Origin of the sequence: Jiangella endophytica (assembly GCF_003427025.1) — a bacterium.
GTDB lineage: Bacteria > Actinomycetota > Actinomycetes > Jiangellales > Jiangellaceae > Jiangella > Jiangella endophytica.
The window spans coordinates 1-19,616 of sequence record NZ_QVAI01000021.1 but is presented as its reverse complement, the minus strand read 5'-3'; the positions used below and the strand labels follow the sequence as shown (position 1 = coordinate 19,616).

Below are 19,616 nucleotides of genomic sequence, written 5' to 3'. Positions count from 1 at the left end.
CCGCCGCCCCCGCCGATGACCCCCGGCCCGTGGGAGCCGGCGCCCGCCGAGCCGCCCACCGTTCTCGCCCACGCTCTCGCGCTGTCCGCCCTGCACGGGACCGATCCGTGGCCCCGTGGCGGCTTCCCGCTCCCGGACGAACCGCCGGCCCGGCCGCCGGTCCGCTTCCCGAGCGTCGCGCTGGACGGCGTCGCGACCCATCACGTCCGGCCACGCGGCGACGGCGACCCCGGCGCCCTGGCCGACGCCATCGCGGCCGCGGCCGGCGGAAACGGGCCGGCCGGCCTGCACGACCGGCTCGCCGCCCAGCGGGCCGTCGGCATCGTCGACGACCTGCTCGACGAGGTCGGCCGCCGCGACCTGCCCCGCGAGTCGCTGCGCCGGCTGTCCCGCGAGCTCTGCGAGACCGGGTCGCGCCGCGAGGCGGTGAAGCTGGCGATCGCGCTGCTCGGCACGGTCGCCGACGAACGCGACCGCGACCTGTTCCTGCTGCTCGGCGCACTGGAGGAGTTCACGCTGTTCGCCGCCGTCGCACTGCGCCGCAGCCAGCCCGACCCGGATCGCGCCGTGTTCGCGCTGGCCCAGCGGGTGCGCGGCTGGGGCCGCATCCACGCCGTCGAGCGGCTGCGCGGGTGTACCGACCCGGACGTCAGGGCCTGGCTGCTGCGCGACGGGTTCCGCAACGACGTCATGGACGAGTACCTCGCGCACCTCGCGGCGACGACGGGCGGGCTGTACGAGGCGCTGCTGGAGCCGTCGGTCGACGACGCGCTGCTCGACGGCGCCGGCGACATCCTGGCCGCGCTGGCGATGGGCGGACCGGCCGAGGACCTGCGGCATTACACCGATGCGCTGCCCGCCCTGCACCGCTACCTCGACCACGTCGACACCGCCACGCCGACCTTGGACCGGCTGTCGCCGCTGCTGCGGATCCGCCGGATCCTGCGACGGCCGTACGAGGGACTTCCCTGGTCCGACGACGACCGCCTGCGGGTCGTCGGGCGGCTCGACGCGTTGCTCGGCCGCCCGGCCTGGGCGGACGTCGCCCGTGAGCGACTGGCCGATCCGCGCGGCCCGTACGGGTTCGACCACGCGCTGTCGTGCGCCCGCGGCCTCGGGCTGCCGATCCGCGCCGCCGCCGTCGAGCACCTCGAACGCGAACCCCTCGCCGCCTACGTCTGGCAGACGGTGCTGGACGACGCCGAGGCGCAGGCGGACGAGGCCGGGTTCGCCGAGCTGGTCGCGCTCGCCGAGCGGTTGCTGCCGCTGAGCGAAGTCGCGACCGGCCCGGCCGACGACCTCGGCCGTGCGGCCGACTGGGCGCTGCAGACCGTCGTGCAGCAGCTGCGTGACCACCCCGGCGCCGGGCTCCCGCTGCTCCGGGCGGCGCTGGCCGGCCCCGCCGCCGGCTGCCGCAGCCAGGCCGTCGCGGCGCTGGAGGCCTGGCCGCGCGCGGACGTGCCGCCGGCCGCCGTCGGCTGGCTGCGCGACGCCGAGCGGGCCGAGCCCCGGGCGGACCTGAAGGAACGGATGGCTGCGACACTGACCCGATGGCACTGAGCGGCTTCGGCGTCACCGAGTTCCAGCTGGTCCTGCTGCGCCGCATGCAGGACTACCAGCCGGAGCTGGTCGAGGCCGCGTGGGAGCCGCTCGGCGTCACCCGGTCCGACGCACGGCAGGCCAACGCGTTCTGGCAGTCGGTGGAGCGGTCCCGGAAGGCGACGCGCGGGCTGGACCGTTACCGCATCGTCCTCGGCGCGCCGACCGGTCAGAGCGAGCTCCGCATCGGCGACCTGCCGTGCCGCCTGTACCACTGGTACCTGCCGCTCTGGCCGGACCTGCGCTGGGAGGTGCTGACCGGCGCCACCGGCAGCGTCGTCGACGGCTGGCTGGCCCGCGAGCACGGCGGCGCCGTCCCCGCGCTGCCCGCCGACGGCGACCTCGAGCCGTGGTCGTGCGTCATCGGCGACGTCGAGAGGACGTACCCCGAGGTCAAGCACCTGGAGGGCGACGCGCCGAGCCGGTGGCACGTCGCGTTCACGACGCCCACCGGCCAGGCGCGGCTGGCCCGGTTCGTCTACGGACTGGTGCAGACGACCGAGGTCAGAGATTCCCGCGCTTCTCCTGCTCGCGCTCGATCGACTCGAACAGCGCCTTGAAGTTGCCCTTGCCGAAGCCCAGCGAGCCGTGCCGCTCGATCAGCTCGTAGAACACCGTCGGACGGTCGCCGATGGGCTTGGTGAAGATCTGCAGCAGGTAGCCGTCCTCGTCGCGGTCGACCAGGATGCCGCGCTTCTTCAGCTCCTCGACCGGGACGCGGACGGTGCCGATGCGGGCCCGCAGCTCCGGGTCGTCGTAGTAGGCGTCCGGGGTGTCCAGGAACTCGACGCCCTCGGCGCGCATGAGGTCGACCGTGCCCAGGATGTCGTTGGTGGCCAGCGCGATGTGCTGGCAGCCGGCCTCGCCGTAGAACTCCAGGTACTCGTCGATCTGCGACTTCTTCTTCGCGACGGCCGGCTCGTTGAGCGGGAACTTCACCCGGTGGTTGCCGTTGGCGACGACCTTCGACATCAGCGCGGAGTACTCGGTGGCGATGTCGTCGCCGACGAACTCGGCCATGTTCATGAAGCCCATGACCTTGCGGTACCAGTCGACCCAGTAGTCCATGCGGCCCAGTTCGACGTTGCCGACGCAGTGGTCGACGGCCTGGAACATCCGCTTCGGCGCGCCCTCGCGCTTGACGTGCGTGGAGGTCCTGGCCACGTAGCCCGGCAGGTACGGACCGGAGTAGCGCGACCGGTCGACCAGCGAGTGCCGGGTCTCCCCGTACGTCGCGATGGCGGCGAGGCGGACGGTGCCGTGCTCGTCGGAGACCTCGTGCGGCTCCTCGAGGACGGTGGCGCCCTGGGCGCGCGCGTGCGCGACGCATTTGTCGACGTCGGGCACCTCGAGCGCGAGGTCGACGACGCCGTCGCCGTGCCGCCGGTGGTGGTCCAGGTGCTCGCTCTCGGGGTGCACGCCGCCCTTGATGACGAACCGCGCCGAGCCGCTGCGCAGCACGAACGCCTTGTGGTCGCGGTTGCCGGTCTCGGGGCCGGAGTAGGCCACCAGCTCCATGCCGAAGGCCGACTGGTAGAAGTGCGCGGCCTGCGTGGCGTTGCCGGCGACGAACACCACCGCGTCCATCGCCGTGACCGGGAACGGGTCCTTGCTCTCGTCGTACTCCACCAGTCCGACGAGCTGCTTGAGCTGCTCGAGATCGAGATCGGCGTCGCGTTCTTCGGGCGTCAGAGTGTGGTCGGTGGCCGTCATGTCAGGACTCTGCCGGGCCCGTTCTCGGGTGTGCAAGTGTCGCGAGTCACAGTGATCACGGTGTACGGTGTGGCCAGCATGAGCGCCGATTCGCTGTGCAGATTGCCCAGCCGGGAGGACGCATGATCGACGGCCTCGACGCCCGCATCCTCGAGCTGTTCACCCGCGAGCCGCGCGTCGGCGTGCTCGAGGCGTCGCGACAGCTCCAGGTGGCCCGCGGAACGGTGCAGGCGCGGCTGGACCGCCTGCGCGACACCGGTGTCATCGCCACCTTCGCGCCGACGGTCGACCCCGCCGCGCTCGGGTTCCGGGTCACGGCGTTCGCCTCGCTCGACATCCGCCAGGGCGCCCGCGAGTCCGTCGCGGCACACCTGAGCCGGATCCCCGAGGTGCTGGAGGTGCACACCATCACCGGCCAGGGCGACCTGCTCTGCCGCATCGTCGCCCGCGACAACGACGACCTGCAGCGGGTCATCGACGACCTCGTCGGCGACGACGACATCGTCCGCACGACCACGCTCATCGCGCTCTCCACCGTCGTCGCGCCGCGGATCCTCCCCCTCGTCGCCTCCGCCGTCGCCAGCTCCCGTTGATCTTGGAGTTGTTCGGCCATCTATGGGACATTTCGCCCGCGATGGCCGAACAACTCCAAGATCAACAACGGGGCGGCGGCGGTCAGGCGCCCGGTTCGCCGCACCACCGGATCAGCGCGGCCCGCAGTTCGGCGTCGCGGCGGATCATCGGGCGGGTGTCGGTGGCCCAGGCGACGTAGCCGTCGGGGCGGACCAGCGTCAGGCCGTGCGAGCGGTCGACCGTGGTGACGACGTGGACGCGGCCACCCCAGGGGTCGACCAGGCCGTGGTGGTCCTGACCGGTCAGCAGCACGAAACGGCCGTCACGCAGGACCTCGTAGAGCCGGGTCTTCGTGCCGGAGTCGGTGACGACGGAGACGTCCGGCACCCGCCTGCCGACCAGCGAGTGGTCGCCGCGGGACCGGCCGTAGCCGATGGCCAGACCCGACACGAACTCGCCGGCCTTGCGCTGCACCGGTCCGATGCTGGCGGCCACGGCGCCGGCGACGTTGCGCACCGTGCGCAGTGCCCCCGACCCCGTCAGCGCCATGCGCAGCAGCGTCCCGCTCCCCTGCACGACGCTGGCCCCGACGGAGCGGCGCTCGGCGTCGTAGCTGTCGAGAAGCCCGGACGGGGCCCAGCCCTGCAGGGTGGCGGCGAGCTTCCAGCTCAGGTTCGCGGAGTCCTGCAGGCCGGTGTTCATGCCCTGCCCGCCGGCCGGCGAGTGCACGTGCGCGGCGTCGCCGGTGAGGAACGTGCGGCCCTCGCGGTAGCTCGGGACCAGCCGCTCGTCGCTGTGGAACCGCGAGAGCCAGCGGGCGTCGTGCATGCCGTAGTCGGTGCCGAGCACGCGGCTCACGAGGTCGCGGATCTCGTCCAGCTCGACTGGATCGTCCTCGGGCCGCTGCACCTTGCGGTCCCACGCGATGACGCGGAACCAGCCGTCGCCGAACGGGGCGACGAACGCGAACCCGTCGTCGTCGGCGTTGGCCACCAGCACCTCGGCGGGCGCCTCGGCCAGCCGGACGTCGGCGAGCATCACCGACTGCACCACCGCCTCGCCGGGGAACGGCAGGCCGAGCGCGTCGCGGACCGTGCTGCGCACGCCGTCGGCGCCGACCGCGTAGGCCGCGCGCAGCTCCCGCCGGCCGCCGTCGCCGCCCACCCGCACGGTGACACCGTCGCCGTCCTGGACCAGACCGGTGACCTCGGCGCCCTCGACGAGCGTGGCGCCGGCCTCGCGGGCTCGCGCCGCCAGCACGTCCTCGACGTTGTACTGGGGCGTGACGAGGACGAACGGGAAACGGGTCGGGAGGTCGGACAGATCGACCTCGATGCTGCCGAACAGGCTCAGCGCCGCCACCCGCTGCCCGGTCTCGATGACCGGCTCCGCGATGCCCCGGGCGTCGAACACCTCCAGCGTGCGAGCGTGGACGGCGAACGCGCGGGTCAGAGGCGACCTGCCGGTCCGCCGCTCGAGCAGGGTGCAGGAGATCCCGGCGGCCGCAAGGTCGCCCGCGAGCAGCAGGCCGGCCGGCCCGCCACCGACCACGACGACGTCGGGCGTCTCACTCATCGATCCCTCCAGGCTCCTCGGCCTGTCGGCACGGTACCCGTCTGGACGCGTTCCGTACCTGTCGGCGACATCACACTGGTCGTCACCCCAGGTCATGTCCAACGTCGCGGCGCGGCCGACTTGCCTCGCCCCCCGGGTGTCAGGGTTGAATGTCTCCGATGTCCAGTCGAGCCTCGGGCGGCGCGCTCGCCGCCTGCCTCATCACCGCAGCCATCGTCGGCTTCGCCGGCGGCGGCTACTTCGGCTCGCAGTCCGGCGGCGACTCGCCGTCCGCCTCCGAGACGTCCGGCACCGACAACACGACGCCCGTCGGCGGAACCCCCGACGGCGGTGAGACCCCGGCCGAGACCGAGGCCCCGGCCGGCGACGGCGCGCTCACCCTGTCCGCCGGCCAGACGGAGATCAGCCCCGGCGGCCGCATCGACTTCACCGGCGCCGTCGACCCGCCCGAGGAGGGCGTCCAACTGCGGCTCGAACGCAGCGTCGACGGCGGCGACTGGGAGACCTTCCCACTCAACAACCAGCCCGTCACCAACGCCGACGGCGCGTTCAGCACCTATGCGTCGACCAGCCAGAACGGCACCAACTCGTTCCGGCTCGTCCGCGAGGACGACGACTCCGTCGTGTCCAACGAAGTCCAGGTCACGGTCGGCTGAGGCACGTCGTCGGCGACGGATGCTTCAATAGGCGACGATGTCCCGACCAGCCTCAGGCGACGCGCGCGCCGCCAAGCACGCCGCCGGCGGCCGCCGCGCGGCGGGCCGCGACACTGGCGACGCCGCTGACCTGCACTCGGGCACGGCCGACGGCGACTCCGGCGCCGCCGACGATCTCGGCATCGCCGACTGGCTGGAGTCCGGCATGGTGGCGCCGCACGAGACCGGGCCGCTGCTGTCGCTGGGCGGCCCTGACGACCTCGGGCTGCCGCCGTGGTCCGATCCGGCGCGCGAGTCCGCCAACGGTTCCTCCGGCCACGCCGCCAAGCACAGCCGCCCCATCGACCCCTCGCCCGACACCGCGGCGCAGCACGGCCGACGGTCCACCTCGGGCAGGGCCGAGGCCGACGCCACTGCCGCCGCCGCGACCGAGGCCGCGCCACAGCGCGGCCGCCGCTCCGGCCGCATCGACCTCTCCGAACCCGACGCCACACCACAGCCCGGTCGACGATCCGCCTCCGGCCCCGCCGACGCCACGGCTGCTGCCCCCGCGGCCGACGCCACTGCCGCCGCCGCGACCGAGGCCGCGCCACAGCGCGGCCGCCGCTCAGGCCGTATCGACCTCTCCGAACCCGACGCCACACCACAGCCCGGTCGACGATCCGCCTCCGGCCCCGCCGACGCCACTGTCGCCGCCGCGACCGAAGCCGCGCCACAGCGCGGCCGCCGCTCCGGCCGCATCGACGTGCCCGAGACCGGCGCCGGTACGCCCGACTCCACCGCCGACGCCGACGCCGCCGCACAGCACAGCCGCCGCTCCACCTTCGGCCCCGCCGACGCCACGGCCACACCCGCCGCCACTGCCGCCGCCGCGACTGAAGCCACGCCACAACGCGGCCGCCGCTCAGGCCGCATCGACCTCTCCCAACCCGACGCCACACCACAGCCCGGTCGACGGTCCGCCTCCGGCCCCGCCGACGCCGCGGCCGCCGCCCCCGCGACCAAAGCCGCGACCGAGGCCCCGCCGCAACGCGGCCGCCGCACCGGCCGCATCGACGTGCCCGAGACCGGCGCCGGTACGCCCGACTCCACCGCCGACGCCGCCGCACAGCACAGCCGCCACGCCACCACCGACGCCGCCGACGCCACGGCCATGGCCACACCCGCCGCCGCGACCGAGGCCACGCCACAACGCGGCCGCCGCTCCACGCCGGGCTCGGCCGAGGCCGCACCTCAGCCTGCGGCCGAGGCCGCACCTCAGCGTGGCCGGCGATCGGCGTCGGGGCCGGTCGAGATCGAGCCGGACGACCCGCTCGGACTCGGCGCCGAACCGGACCCGCTCGCCAACGGCACCGCCCGCAACAACAGCGACATCAGCACCGCCGCCGCTCCGACCGCCGGCCAGGATGCCCACACCGCGTTCTGGGCCGACTTCGGCAACGACGCCGGGCCGGAGGACGCCGCCACCCGCGTCGCCCCCGAGCCGCCCGCCGCCGAGGCGTCCGCGCCCGAACGTCCGACGACGCGGACCGGATCACGCTCCGCCGGTGGCCGTCGCGCGGCCGGACGCCGCGCCGATGCCGAGCCCACACCCGCCCCGGCCACCGAGACGAAGGCCTACGAGCCCGGCCCCGGCTTCGCCGCCGCCTTCGGCCCCGCGGCACCCGAGGCCCGCCAGGCACCCGCGACCGCCCCCGACCCCGCCGGCGACGACCTCGACGACCACCCGGCCGACGACCCCTACGACCGGACCACCCCGCCCACCCGGTCGCGGACACCCGGCACACGGACGCCCGGCACCCGCACCGCACCCCGTCGCACCGGCGACGGCCCGCCCGGGCAGGCCACGGCCGGGGCGCTGGCCGCCTGCCTCGCCGTCGCCGCGGTGATCGGTTTCGCCGGCGGCGCCTGGATCGGCTCCCGCGCCGGCGACGGTCAGCCCGGCGACGCGAACAGCCAGGACCCGGGCACGTCGGTCCCGGGCGAACCCGCGGCCGAGGAGGGCCTGAGGCTCACCGCCGACCCGGTCAGCGTCGCACCGAACGACCTGATCGCGCTGGCCGGCACACTCGCGCCGGTCGAGGGCGGCGTGCGAGTGTCGCTGCAGCACAAGGTCGGCGACGGCGAGTGGCAGGACTACCCGGCGAGCCGGCCCATCACGCTCACGACCCGCGACGACGGCACGTTCAGCGGCTCCGTCGCCACCGACGCGCCCGGCCGGAACCTGTTCCGCCTCGTCAACGTCGACGACCCGGAGATGGTCTCGAACGAGATCGAGGTCAGCGTCTCGGGCTGAGCCCGGGCGTCAGCCGAGCCGCTCGCCCAGCTGCGCCGCCGCCTCGACCACCCGCGGCCCGACGATGCCGTCGTCCAGCGCACCGAGCGCGATGACGCCCACGCTCGCCTCGACCCCGGGCACCCCGAGCACCGGCGCCGCCACCCCGCTGGCACCGGTCTGCAGCTCGCCCGTCGTGCTGACGAAGTCGCGCGTGCCCTGCCGTCCGGCGAGGACGGCCCGCCCGGCGGCGCCGCGCTCGAGCGGGTGCCGCGAACCGACGCGGTAGGCGACGTGGTAGTCGGTGCGGGTCGGCTCGACCACGGCGACGGCCAGGGCCTCGGCGCCGTCGGCGATGGTGAGGTGGGCCGTCGCGCCGACATCCTCGGCCAGCGCCCGCAGCACCGGCTGCGCCACCTGCCGCAGCGACGGCTGCACGCTGCCGGCCAGCGTCAGCACGCCGAACCCGACGCTGAACCGGCCGCCGGCGACCCGGCGCACCAGACCATGCTGCTCCAGCGTCGCCAGCAGGCGGTAGACGATGGTGCGGTTGACGCCCAGGACGCTGGACGCCTCGGCGACGGTGAGGCCGTCGCTGGACCCTGAGAGGACCTCGAGCAGACGAAGGCCGCGATCGAGCGTCTGCGAGATCTCCACCACGGCGACAACCATAGAGGTTCGCCGCTCCCCGGTCCGGAGGGCCATTTCGCGCGTACTGTGTCACGCAGATGACATCCGCGCATCACGGAAAGGTCGGTCCGTCGATGAAGAAGCTGATCAACTCCCCCGACTCGGTCATCGCTGACGCACTGCGTGGCATGGCCGCCGCCCATCCGTCCCTCGCCGTCGACCTGGAGAACCGGGTCATCTCGCGGGCGGGCGGTGCGACACAGGGCAAGGTGGGACTGGTCTCGGGCGGGGGCTCCGGACACGAACCGCTGCACGGTGGGTACGTCGGCTACGGCATGCTCGACGCCGCCGCGCCGGGCGAGGTGTACACGTCGCCCGTGCCTGACCAGATCCTGGCCGCCACCAAGGCCGCCGACGGCGGCGCGGGCGTGCTGCACATCGTCAAGAACTACACCGGCGACGTGCTCAACTTCCGCATGGCCGCCGAGCTGGCCGAAGACGAGGACGTCCGCGTCGTCAGCGTCGTCACGAACGACGACGCCGCCGTCGAGGACTCCACCTACACCGCAGGCCGCCGCGGGGTCGGCGGCACGGTGTTCGTCGAGAAGATCGCCGGCGCCGCCGCCGAGGAGGGCGCCGACCTCGACACCGTCGCGCGCGTCGCCATGCACGTCAACGAGGTGACGCGGTCGTTCGCCATCGCGCTGCACGCCGGCACCGTCCCGGCGGCCGGCAAGCCGGGCTTCGACCTGGCCGAGAACGAGGTCGAGCTGGGCGTCGGCATCCACGGCGAGCCGGGTCGCGAACGCGGCGCCATGGCGCCGGTGCACGACCTCATCGGCTACTCGCTCGACGTCATCCACGCCGACCGGCCCATCTCCGGCGACGTGCTGGTGATGCTCAACGGCCAGGGCGGCAGCCCGCTGATCGAGCTCTACGGCGCGTTCGCCGAGGCCGTCGCCTGGATCGAAGGGCACGGCGGGCGCGTCGCCCGCAGCCTGGTCGGCGACTACATCACCAGCCTCGACCAAGAGGGCTTCTCGATCACCGTCATGTCGCTCGACGACGACCTGCTGCGGCTGTGGGACGCGCCCGTCGCGACGCCCGCGCTGCGCTGGGGACGGTGACCATGGCGTTCGATGCACAGACGGCGACGGCCTGGATCACTGCGTCCGAGGCCGCCGTCAAGGCCGACGAGGCTCGGCTCACGAGCCTCGACGCCGCCATCGGCGACGGTGACCACGGGGCCAACATGGCCCGTGGTCTCGCCGCCGCGTCGACCAACATCGCCGAGAGGGCACCCTCGACACCGGGCGACGTCCTGGTCGCCGCCGGCCGTGGCATCGTCGCCAAGACCGGCGGTGCGTCCGGCCCGCTGTACGGCAGCGCGTTCCGCCGGGCCGGCAAGGCGCTCGGCGACGCGGCCTCCGTCGAAGCGCCCGTGCTGGGGGCGGCGCTGGAGGCCGCACTGACGGCGATCAAGGAGCTGGGCGGCGCCAACGAGGGCGACAAGACCATGGTCGACGCGCTCACCCCCGCGGTCGCCGCGTTCCAGGCGGTCGCCGCCGACGGCGGGCCGATCGCCGCGGCCGCCGCGGCCGCCGCCGACGCCGCGGAGCAGGGGCTGTCCGCCACCGTCCCGTTGCAGGCGCGAAAGGGCCGGGCCAGCTACCTCGGGCCGCGCAGCATCGGTCACGAGGACCCCGGCGCGGCCTCGACGACGCTGATCCTGCGGGCGCTCGCGGAGGTCACGGCGTGACGGTCGGCATCGTGCTGGTCTCCCATAGTCCTGCCGTCGCCGGCTCCGTCGCCGAACTGGCGAGCGAGCTCGCCGGGCCGTCGGTCGCCATCCGCCCCGCCGGCGGTACCGACGACGGCCGGTTCGGCACCAGCATCGAGCTGATCGCGGGCGCCGTGAACGCCGCCGACAGCGGCGACGGCGTCTGCGTGATCATGGACATGGGCAGCTCGGTACTGACGTCGAAGACGCTGCTCGAGGACCTGGAGGACGAGGACGGCGGGCCGGTCGTGCGGCTGGCCGACGCTCCGTTCACCGAGGGTGCGGTGGCGGCGGCGGTGCTCGCCTCCACCGGTCAGGGCCTCGACGCGGTGGTCGACTCCGCTGAGCAGGCCTGGTCGATGCGCAAGCTCTGACCCGCTGCGCCGAGCCGGCGGGGTGAGGGGGGCGCGGCGAGGCGCGTGCCGACCCCGACACCCCCTCGACCCGTCACCGCCGACGCCCCGCCCGCGCGGAAGCCGCCCCGAATGCCGCCCCGAGGGCACGCCGAAGTCCGCCCCGGTCCATGATCGTTCGCCCTTGACCCGCCCCTCAGCACAGTGCAATATTTCACACATCACAGGTCACATCCGCCCAGAGCGGACTCTCCACCCACGTTGTTAACGCTCACATAGCGCGGCCGACGAAGTCCGGAACGAGGAGGGCCACATGAGCAAGAGATTCTCCCGGCGAGATGCGTTGCGACTCGGGGCGATGGCTGCGGCAGCACCGGCAGCGGGATCGGCCGTCGCCACCGCGGTCGCACCCGCCGCCCAGGCGACACCAGCCACCACCATCCCCGGCGGGACGCCACGGCCGGGCTGGACGTCAGACGTGTGGGAGGTGGCGCCGTTCGCGTTGAACCAGGTCAGCCTGGGCGACGGCATCTACAAGGAGAAGCGCGACCGGATGCTCGACTACGCCCGCAACTACCCGGGCACCGGCGACGCGCTGACCGGGCCCGACCGCATGCTGCACCTGTTCCGGGCGAACGCCGGCCTCCCCGCCCCGGGCACCTGGCCGGGCGGCTGGGACACCCCGAACCACCTCCTCCGCGGCCACTTCTCCGGGCACTGGATGACGATGCTCGCGCAGTGCTGGGCGGCCACCGGCGAGGAGATCTTCCTGACCAAGCTGGACTACATCGTCGAGGAGCTGGCGAAGGTCCAGGACGCGCTCGACCAGCGCACCTTCGGCCGGGTCGCGGGCCGGTTCGGCAACGCGGTCCGGCTCAGCGACCCGCATCCGAACCAGTTCGTCACCCTCCCCGGCGGCCTCACCACCGGCCTGACCGAGGCGACGTTCGCGGCCTGGGTGAACCCGGGCGCGAGCCAGACGAACGCGCGCATCCTCACGCTCGCGACGAGCACGCGCGCCTACCTGGCGCTCACCGCGCGCATCTCGAACGACATCGGCCCGCGGTTCGCGATCACGGTCGACGGCGCCAACGCCGAGCAGCGCATCGACAGCGCCACCCAACTGCCGCCGAACACCTGGTCGCACATCGCGGTCACGCTCAGCGGCGGCACGGGGCGGCTCTACGTCAACGGTGTCGAGGCGGGCGTCAACACGACCATGACGATCACCCCGGCGGCCCTGGGCGCCACCGTCAGCAACTGGATCGGCCGTTCCACCAGCAACGACCACGTTCTGCTCAACGCCGCCGTCGACGACGTCCAGCTGCACGGCCGCGCGCTGCCGGCGGCCGAGGTCCAGGCGCTGGCCTCCGCCACCACGGACCCGACCGGCGGCGTCGACGGCGCCGCGCTGCGGGCCCGCTGGACCTTCGACGACGACGGCGAGACCGCGCCCGACGCGTCGGGGAACGGCCGCGACGCCACGATCGTCGGCACCGGTTACCCGGGTTACCTGGCCGCGTTCCCGGAGGGCCAGTTCATCCGCATCGAGCCGCCGATGGTGCAGCCGAACAGCGGGCCGAACGCCGTCTGGGCGGTCTGGTACACGCACCACAAGATCATGCGCGGCCTGCTCAACGCCTACGACCTCACCGGCAACGAGGACGCGCTGCCGATCCTGTTCCGCATGGGCGAGTGGGTCCACAATCGCCTGAGCCACATCACGCCCGAGGGCCGCGACCAGATGTGGAACACCTACAGCGCCGGCGAGGCCGGGTCGATGAACGAGGTCATGGCCGAGCTCGCGGCGCACACGAACGACCCGGTGCAGCGCGCCCGGTTCCTCGAGACCGCCAAGATGTTCACGTTCAGCACGTTGTTCACCGCGACGATCGCCAACGTCGACCAGCTGAACGGCCGGCACGCGAACCAGTACATGGCGCCGAACATCGGTTACCTGCGCATCTTCGAGTCCACCGGCGAGGAGCGGTTCCACACGGCGGCCCGCAACTTCTGGGGCATGGTGGTGCCGCACCGCACGTTCAGCAACGGCGGCGCCGGACGCAGCGAGCACTTCCGCGCCCGCGGCGACATCACGTCGGGCTTCACGTCCACCAGCGACCCGCGCCACGCCGAGACCTGCTGTGCGTACAACATGCTCCGGCTGACCCGGAACCTGTTCTTCCACGAGCCCGAGCCGGCGCTCATGGACTTCTACGAGAAGGCGCTGCACAACCAGATCCTCAGCTCCCGCCGCGACATCGACAGCGTCACGAACACCGAGGTGACGTACCACCAGAACATGTGGCCGGGGCGGTCGCGCCGCATCGGCACGTTCGTCGAGTACAGCCGCTACGGCGGCAACGGCAGCTGCTGCAACGGCACCGGCGTCGAGAGCCACACGAAGTACCAGGAGACGGTGTTCTTCCGGTCCGGCGACGGGTCGGCGCTGTACCTGAACCTGTTCGTCCAGGCGACGCTGACCTGGCCGGAGCGCGGCTTCGTCATCGCGCAGGAGACGGCGTTCCCGGCGGCCGGCTCGACCCGGCTGCGGTTCCAGGCCGGCAGCGGACCGCTCGACCTCAAGCTGCGGGTTCCCGGGTGGGCGACGAAGGGCTACGCGGTCGCCGTCAACGGGGTGGACCAGAAGGTCGACGCCACGCCGACGTCCTACGTCACCGTCAGCCGGAGCTGGCGGGCCGGAGACGTCGTCGACATCTCGATGCCGTTGAGCTTCCGGGCGGAGAAGGCGCTCAACGACAAGTCGGTGCAGTCGATCATGTACGGGCCGACGCTGATGGTGGTCCGCGACTCGACCCCGAGCTACCGCGAGTTCACCTTCTTCCCGCACGTCGGGCTGGACGGCGACCTCGGCGCGGCGATCGAACCGGCCGACGCGTCGATGCACTTCACGACGCACGGGTACCTGCTGGCGCCGTACTACGTCGCCGACCCGGTGCCGGGCCAGTTCAACGACTTCCACCCGTACGTGAAGCGGGTCGAGCCGGAGGTGGTGTTCCGGTCACAGCGCACCGGCGTGCCGAACGACGCCATCCGCGACCAGGACGGCGAGACGTTCCTCGACCGGGTGTGGGAGGCGGCGCCGTTCGCGAACCACGGCGCGTTCGTGCGCCGGGTCGAGGCGGTCTCGGCGGAGTGGTTCGAGGCGGGCCGGCACACCCGCCGGCAGCGCCAGGACGTCCTCCTGGCGGCGGCCCGGTCGCAGACCGACTTCTGATCGATCACGTTCAGTAGGGCTGCTCCCGCTTCCCCAGGCATGCATTCCTGGGGAAGCGGGAGCGCCCGTACTCAACGTGATCATTCCGTCAGAACTGCTCCTCCTCCGTGGAGCCCCTGAGGGCGAGCGTGTCGCTGTCCGGGTTGAGCGCCGTCGACACCAGGTCGAAGTAGCCGGTGCCGACCTCGCGCTGGTGTTTCGTCGCCGTGTAACCGAGCCGCTCGGCCGCGAACTCGCGCTGCTGCAGGTCGACGTACGCGGTCATCGCGCTCTCCGCGTACCGGCGGGCGAGGTCGAACATGCCGTAGTTGAGCTGGTGGAACCCGGCCAGCGTGATGAACTGGAACCGGTAGCCCAGCTCGGCGAGGTCGCGCTGGAAGGTCTCGATCTCGGCGTCGTCCAGGTGCGCCTTCCAGTTGAACGACGGCGAGCAGTTGTAGGCGAGCATCTTGTCCGGGTACTGCTCGCGCACCGTCTCGGCGACCTTGCGGGCCAGCGCGAGGTCCGGGGTGCCGGTCTCGACCCACAGCAGGTCGGAGTAGGGCGCGTAGGCCAGCGCACGCGCCAGCACCGGCTCGACCCCGGAGCGGGTCCGGTAGAACCCCTCGGGCGTCCGCTCGCCGTTGAGGAACGGCTGGTCGATCGGGTCGACGTCGCTGGTGATGAGCTCCGCGGCGAGGGCGTCGGTACGGGCGACGATGATCGTCGGGACGCCGGCGACGTCGGCGGCCAGCCGGGCGGCGTTGAGCGTGCGGACGTGCTGCGCCGTCGGCACCAGCACCTTGCCGCCGAGGTGGCCGCACTTCTTCTCCGAGGCCAGCTGGTCCTCGTAGTGGACGCCCGCGGCCCCGGCCGCGATCAGGGCCTTGGCCAGCTCGTACGCGTTCAGCGGTCCGCCGAACCCGGCCTCGGCGTCGGCCACGATCGGCGCCAGCCAGTCGAACCCGGGGTCGGCGCCCTCGGCGTAGGTGATCTCGTCGGCGCGCAGCAGCGCGTTGTTGATCCGGCGGACGACCGTCGGCACCGAGTTCACCGGGTAGAGGCTCTGGTCCGGGTAGGTGTTGCCGGACGTGTTGCCGTCGGCCGCGACCTGCCAGCCGGACAGGTAGATCGCCTTGAGCCCGGCCCGGACCATCTGCACCGCCTGGTTGCCGGTGATCGCGCCCAGCGCGGCCACGTGCTCGGGCTGGTGCAGCAGCTCCCACAGCCGCTCGGCACCGCGACGGGCCAGCGTGTGCTCCTCGCGGACACGGCCGCGCAGCCGCACGACGTCCTCGGCGGTGTAGGTGCGGCGCACGCCGGACCAGCGGGGGTCGCTCGCCCACTGCTCGGCGAGGGCGGCGGCCTCGGCGGCCTGACGGTCCGCCGGCGCGGCGCCGGTCATGAGGTCGGGGTCGGGTGTCGTCGTCATGCTCACTCCCGGTTAGGTGAATTGCTGACGTCTTCCACGGTGCGGGCGCAACAAGGGGGTGATCCACCGCTAGAGTGGGTGAAGATTCGCCGAATTTCACTAAATGGCCACTTTCACGAAACGGGGAGGGCATGGCCGATCTCGACCTCGTGACCCTGGGCCGCCGCGTCCGGCACGCCCGGAAGGCCGCCGGACTCACGCTCGGCGCGCTCGCGGCCGCCGTCGACCGCGCACCGTCGCTGCTCTCCCAGATCGAGAACGGCCGGCGCGAGCCGCGGCTGACGCTGCTGCAGGCCATCGCGACGGCGCTCGGCGTCGACGTCACCGACCTGATGAAGCCGGAGCCCCCGTCACACCGCGCCGCCCTGGAGATCGCGCTCGAGCACGCCCAGGCCGATGCGCTGTACTCGACGCTGGGGCTGCCGCACGTGACGGCGAGCAGCACGATGCCGACGGACGTGCTCGAGTCGCTGGTCGGGCTGCACCGCGAGCTGCACCGGCGCGCCACCGAGCAGGCCGCCACTCCTGAGGAGGCCCGCCGGGCCAACGCCGAACTGCGCCGGCAGATGCGCGACCGCGGCAACTACTTCGCCGAGATCGAGCAGATCGCGGCCGGCATCTCCCGCGCCGTCGGGCACGACGGCGGGCCGCTCACCGAGCGCGGCGTCGGCGAGCTGACCACGCACCTCGGCTTCACGCTGCACCGCGCCACCGACCTGCCGCGCGCCACGCGCTCCGTCACCGATCTCCAGGACCGGCGCATCTTCCTGCCTGCGGCGGGGCGCGGCGGTCACGACCCGCGGGCCATCGTCCTGCAGACGCTCGGGCACTTCGCGCTGGGCCACCGCGAGCCGGCCGACTACGCCGACTTCCTGCGCCAGCGGGTCGAGACCAACTACTTCGCCGCCGCGCTGCTGATGCCCGAAGCGGCCGCCGCGGGCTTCCTGCAGCGTGCCAAGGCCCGGCGCGAACTGGCCATCGACGACCTGCGCGACGTGTTCGCCGTCTCCTATGAGACCGCCGCGCACCGGTTCACCAACCTCGCCACCCACCACCTCGGGCTGCCGGTGCATTTCATGCGGGTCGGCGAGGACGGCGTCATCTACAAGGCGTACGAGAACGACGACGTCACGTTCCCCACCGACGTCACCGGGGCCATCGAGGGCCAGCTGGTCTGCCGATTCTGGGCCGCCCGCGCGGTGTTCGCCGCGCCGGACCGCTACGCCACCCACCACCAGTACACCGACATGGGCCGCGGCACCTACTGGTGCACCACCCACGTCGAGAGCACACCCGAGGGCGACTTCGCCATCGACATCGGAGTGCCGTACGCCCACTCGAAGTGGTTCCAGGGCCGCGAGACCACCGTCCGGGCCACGTCGAGCTGCCCCGATCCGTCCTGCTGCCGCCGCCCGCCGGCCGCGCTGGCCGGTCGCTGGGCCAGTCGCGCCTGGCCCAGCGCGCGGGTCCACTCACACCTCTTGGCAGCATTGCCTCCAGGCACGTTTCCGGGAGTCGACGACACCGACGTCTACGCCTTCCTGGAACGACACTCCGGAGCCGGGTCCGATTAACCGGACATTCTTCCGGAATCTGGTGACAGACCCACAAACTGTCGGTAGGTTCTGCTGTTACTCGGCCGGCGCGATCCGCCGGCTCCGGGCGACAGAGGGGATCCGCAGTGACGAGTCAACCCAGCCGGCGCGCCGTCCTGGCGCTCGGCGCCGCCATCGTCGTGACGCCAGTCGTCACCACCGCCGCCAACGCCGCCGGCAGCCCCGTCCGGCCGGTCACCCACCTCACCGCCGCGTTCACCGCGGCGGCCCGCCGGCGCGGTGTGCCGCGCGACCTGCTGGTCGCGCTCGCCCACACCGTCACCCGCATCGACGACCACGCCGGCCGGCCCAGCCAGGCCGGCGGCTACGGCGTCATGCACCTGATCAGCAACCCGTCCACCGACACGCTGGGCACGGCCGCCGCACTCACCGGCCACGACACGGACGCACTGAAGACCGATGTGACGGCCAACGTCGACGGCGCCGCCGCACTGCTGCGCTCACTGGCCGACGACGCCGGACTGGCCGCCGCCGACCGCGGCAGCGTCGACGCCTGGTACGAGCCCGTCGCCCGTTACTCCGGCTACGCCGACCCCTCGGTCGCCCGGCTGGAAGCCGACACCGTCTACGAGACGCTCGAACGCGGGCTGGCTCTGCAGGCGAACGGCGAGACGTTCACCGTCGCCGCCCGCCCGGTCGCCCCGCGATACGGCTCGTTCGCCGACGTCCCCACGCTGGACCAGCGGTTCTCCGTCATGACCGACGACTACCCGCCGGCCCGCTGGGTGGCCGCCAACTCCGGCAACTACCGCGTCGCCAACCGGCCGAGTGACTACGCGATCGATCGTGTTGTCATCCACACCGTCCAGGGCTCGTACGCCGGCTGCATCTCGTGGTTCCAGAACCCGAGCGCGAACGTGTCCGCCCACTACGTCATCCGGTCGTCCGACGGCGAGGTGACGCAGATGGTGCGCAACAAGGACGTCGCCTGGCACGTCGGCAACACCAACAACCGGTCCATCGGCATCGAGCACGAGGGCTGGGTCAACGACCCGGCCTGGTACACCGAGGCCATGTACCGCTCGTCGGCCGCACTGACCCGGCACGTCTGCGACCGGTACGGCATCCCACGCACCCGCACGAACATCATCGCGCACAGCGAGGCGCCCGGCGCCACGCATACCGACCCCGGCCCCAACTGGGACTGGAACCGCTACATGGGCTACGTCAACGGTGGCGGCGGCGAGCCCGAGTGGAGCGTCATCGTCGACAACGGCGGCGCGTTCACCGCCAGCGCCAACTGGGTCACGGCGTCGGCGTCCGGCCAGTACGGCAGCAACCACCGCCACGCCCAGCCGGTGCTGTCCAGCGACGTCGCCTGGTTCAGTGCGAACATCCCGTCGGCCGGCAACTACCGCGTCGAGGCCTGGTACCCGCAGGACCCGGCGAACAACTCCCGCACCCCGTATATCGTCGCCACGTCCAGCGGCAACCAGACGGTCTACATCGACCAGCGCAGCAACGGCGGCCGGTGGGTCGGCATCGGCACGTTCGCGCTGGCCGCCGGCAACCGCCCGGTGGTCGGTGTCAGCCGCTGGACCTCCACGGCCGGATCCATCGAGGCCGACGCCGTTCGCATCTCCCGCTGACCCGCCCGAGTCGGGGCACCCCGGCGCCCCGGCGGCCGGTCTCGCGACCCGATCCCCCCTGACGGTCGCGGGGCCGGCCGCCCCTTTCCGCGCCCTCACCCCCGGCAGGCGCACCCCACCCGCCGAAGCAACCGGACACGCGCGGCCATGGGTCGCCATGCGGCCGTCAGGCGAGTGACGTGCTCGCAGAGCGAGCAAGGACGCCCGGCCGGCAGATCCCAGGCCCCGCCGCCGTCCAGCCAGCCCCATCCAGCCAGCCCCCGTCCAGCCAGCCCCACCCAGTCAGCCCTCACCCCACCCAACCCCACCCGAGTTGATCTTGGAGTTGTTCGGCAATTCCTGCTCGAAATGTCCGATAGATGGCCGAAGAACTCCAAGATCAACTTGAGTTCGGCACGGCGGACGGGACGGACGGGCGTAGCGGGCGGGAGCACCACGGTGAGCCCGGTGGGCGGATGCGCCGGCGAGGGCCGGAATCATGGCGCTGTTGTTGCTGCTCTGGCGACACCAACAGCGCCATGACCACGGTTCTCAGCGGTGTGGCCGCGACTCCGAGGGGGCCGCTGACATGCCGCCACCGAACACGATCACGACACTCGGACGCACCC

The 19,616-nt window shown here is 72.8% G+C and carries 15 protein-coding genes; 11 read left to right on the top strand and 4 right to left on the bottom strand.

The window, feature by feature from the left end:
- Positions 1 to 15 precede the first annotated feature (15 nt).
- On the top strand, positions 16 to 1,560 hold the full coding sequence (locus DZA62_RS29990; protein ID WP_116952638.1) for a hypothetical protein: 1,545 nt from the start codon (positions 16 to 18) through the stop codon (positions 1,558 to 1,560).
- Positions 1,551 to 2,159, top strand: coding sequence for a hypothetical protein (locus tag DZA62_RS29985; protein WP_116952637.1), 609 nt, complete (start codon positions 1,551 to 1,553; stop codon positions 2,157 to 2,159). Before DZA62_RS29990 ends, DZA62_RS29985 begins: the two co-directional genes overlap by 10 nt.
- Here the strand turns inward: DZA62_RS29985 and hppD are convergent.
- Positions 2,104 to 3,312 (bottom strand): 4-hydroxyphenylpyruvate dioxygenase, encoded by a 1,209-nt coding sequence (gene hppD, locus DZA62_RS29980; RefSeq protein ID WP_116952636.1) that lies wholly within the window; start codon positions 3,310 to 3,312, stop codon positions 2,104 to 2,106. The two genes, DZA62_RS29985 and hppD, sit on opposite strands and share 56 nt — an antisense overlap.
- 122 nt (positions 3,313 to 3,434) lie before the next feature.
- Here hppD and DZA62_RS29975 point away from each other — a divergent pair, with 122 nt between their 5' ends.
- Positions 3,435 to 3,905, top strand: a complete 471-nt coding sequence (locus tag DZA62_RS29975) for an Lrp/AsnC family transcriptional regulator (RefSeq protein WP_116952635.1) — start codon at positions 3,435 to 3,437, stop codon at positions 3,903 to 3,905.
- 82 nt (positions 3,906 to 3,987) lie between these two features.
- On the opposite strand, the gene DZA62_RS29970 is transcribed toward DZA62_RS29975, so the two are convergent.
- A complete protein-coding gene (locus tag DZA62_RS29970) occupies positions 3,988 to 5,460 on the bottom strand; it encodes an FAD-dependent monooxygenase (RefSeq protein ID WP_116952634.1) in 1,473 nt (490 codons plus the stop codon).
- A gap of 158 nt (positions 5,461 to 5,618) precedes the next feature.
- Between DZA62_RS29970 and DZA62_RS29965 the strand changes: the two genes are divergently transcribed.
- On the top strand, positions 5,619 to 6,116 hold the full coding sequence (locus DZA62_RS29965; protein WP_116952633.1) for a hypothetical protein: 498 nt from the start codon (positions 5,619 to 5,621) through the stop codon (positions 6,114 to 6,116).
- Positions 6,117 to 6,153: 37 nt separating this feature from the next.
- Entirely contained in the window at positions 6,154 to 8,412 is a 2,259-nt protein-coding gene (locus DZA62_RS29960; protein ID WP_116952632.1) for a hypothetical protein, read from the top strand.
- A 9-nt stretch (positions 8,413 to 8,421) separates the two neighbouring features.
- Here the strand turns inward: DZA62_RS29960 and DZA62_RS29955 are convergent, their stop codons facing one another.
- Positions 8,422 to 9,063, bottom strand: a complete 642-nt coding sequence (locus DZA62_RS29955) for an IclR family transcriptional regulator (protein ID WP_116952631.1) — start codon at positions 9,061 to 9,063, stop codon at positions 8,422 to 8,424.
- 92 nt (positions 9,064 to 9,155) lie between these two features.
- On the opposite strand from DZA62_RS29955, the gene dhaK reads away from it, so the two are divergent.
- The 4 genes from dhaK to DZA62_RS29935 all read left to right on the top strand — a co-directional run bounded on the left by dhaK (position 9,156) and on the right by DZA62_RS29935 (position 14,392).
- Complete coding sequence (gene dhaK, locus DZA62_RS29950) at positions 9,156 to 10,148, top strand: dihydroxyacetone kinase subunit DhaK (protein WP_116952630.1); 993 nt, start codon at positions 9,156 to 9,158, stop codon at positions 10,146 to 10,148.
- Positions 10,149 to 10,150: 2 nt separating this feature from the next.
- The gene (gene dhaL / locus DZA62_RS29945; RefSeq protein ID WP_116952723.1) at positions 10,151 to 10,780 is read left to right on the top strand and encodes a dihydroxyacetone kinase subunit DhaL; all 630 of its coding nucleotides are present in this window, start codon (positions 10,151 to 10,153) and stop codon (positions 10,778 to 10,780) included.
- Positions 10,777 to 11,175: a dihydroxyacetone kinase phosphoryl donor subunit DhaM gene (dhaM, locus tag DZA62_RS29940; RefSeq protein WP_116952629.1), complete on the top strand. Its 399-nt coding sequence runs from the start codon at positions 10,777 to 10,779 to the stop codon at positions 11,173 to 11,175. Before dhaL ends, dhaM begins: the two co-directional genes overlap by 4 nt.
- 292 nt (positions 11,176 to 11,467) lie before the next feature.
- Positions 11,468 to 14,392 carry a beta-L-arabinofuranosidase domain-containing protein gene (locus DZA62_RS29935; protein WP_116952628.1) on the top strand — a complete coding sequence of 975 codons (2,925 nt, stop codon included), beginning with the start codon at positions 11,468 to 11,470 and terminating at the stop codon, positions 14,390 to 14,392.
- Between the two features lie 88 nt (positions 14,393 to 14,480).
- Here DZA62_RS29935 and aceA read toward each other — a convergent pair whose 3' ends face one another.
- Positions 14,481 to 15,776: an isocitrate lyase gene (gene aceA / locus DZA62_RS29930; protein ID WP_116952722.1), complete on the bottom strand. Its 1,296-nt coding sequence runs from the start codon at positions 15,774 to 15,776 to the stop codon at positions 14,481 to 14,483.
- 158 nt (positions 15,777 to 15,934) lie between these two features.
- Between aceA and DZA62_RS29925 the strand changes: the two genes are divergently transcribed.
- Positions 15,935 to 17,377 (top strand): helix-turn-helix domain-containing protein, encoded by a 1,443-nt coding sequence (locus tag DZA62_RS29925; protein WP_116952627.1) that lies wholly within the window; start codon positions 15,935 to 15,937, stop codon positions 17,375 to 17,377.
- 107 nt (positions 17,378 to 17,484) lie between these two features.
- Complete coding sequence (locus tag DZA62_RS29920; protein ID WP_116952626.1) at positions 17,485 to 19,008, top strand: golvesin C-terminal-like domain-containing protein; 1,524 nt, start codon at positions 17,485 to 17,487, stop codon at positions 19,006 to 19,008.
- Positions 19,009 to 19,616 lie beyond the last annotated feature (608 nt).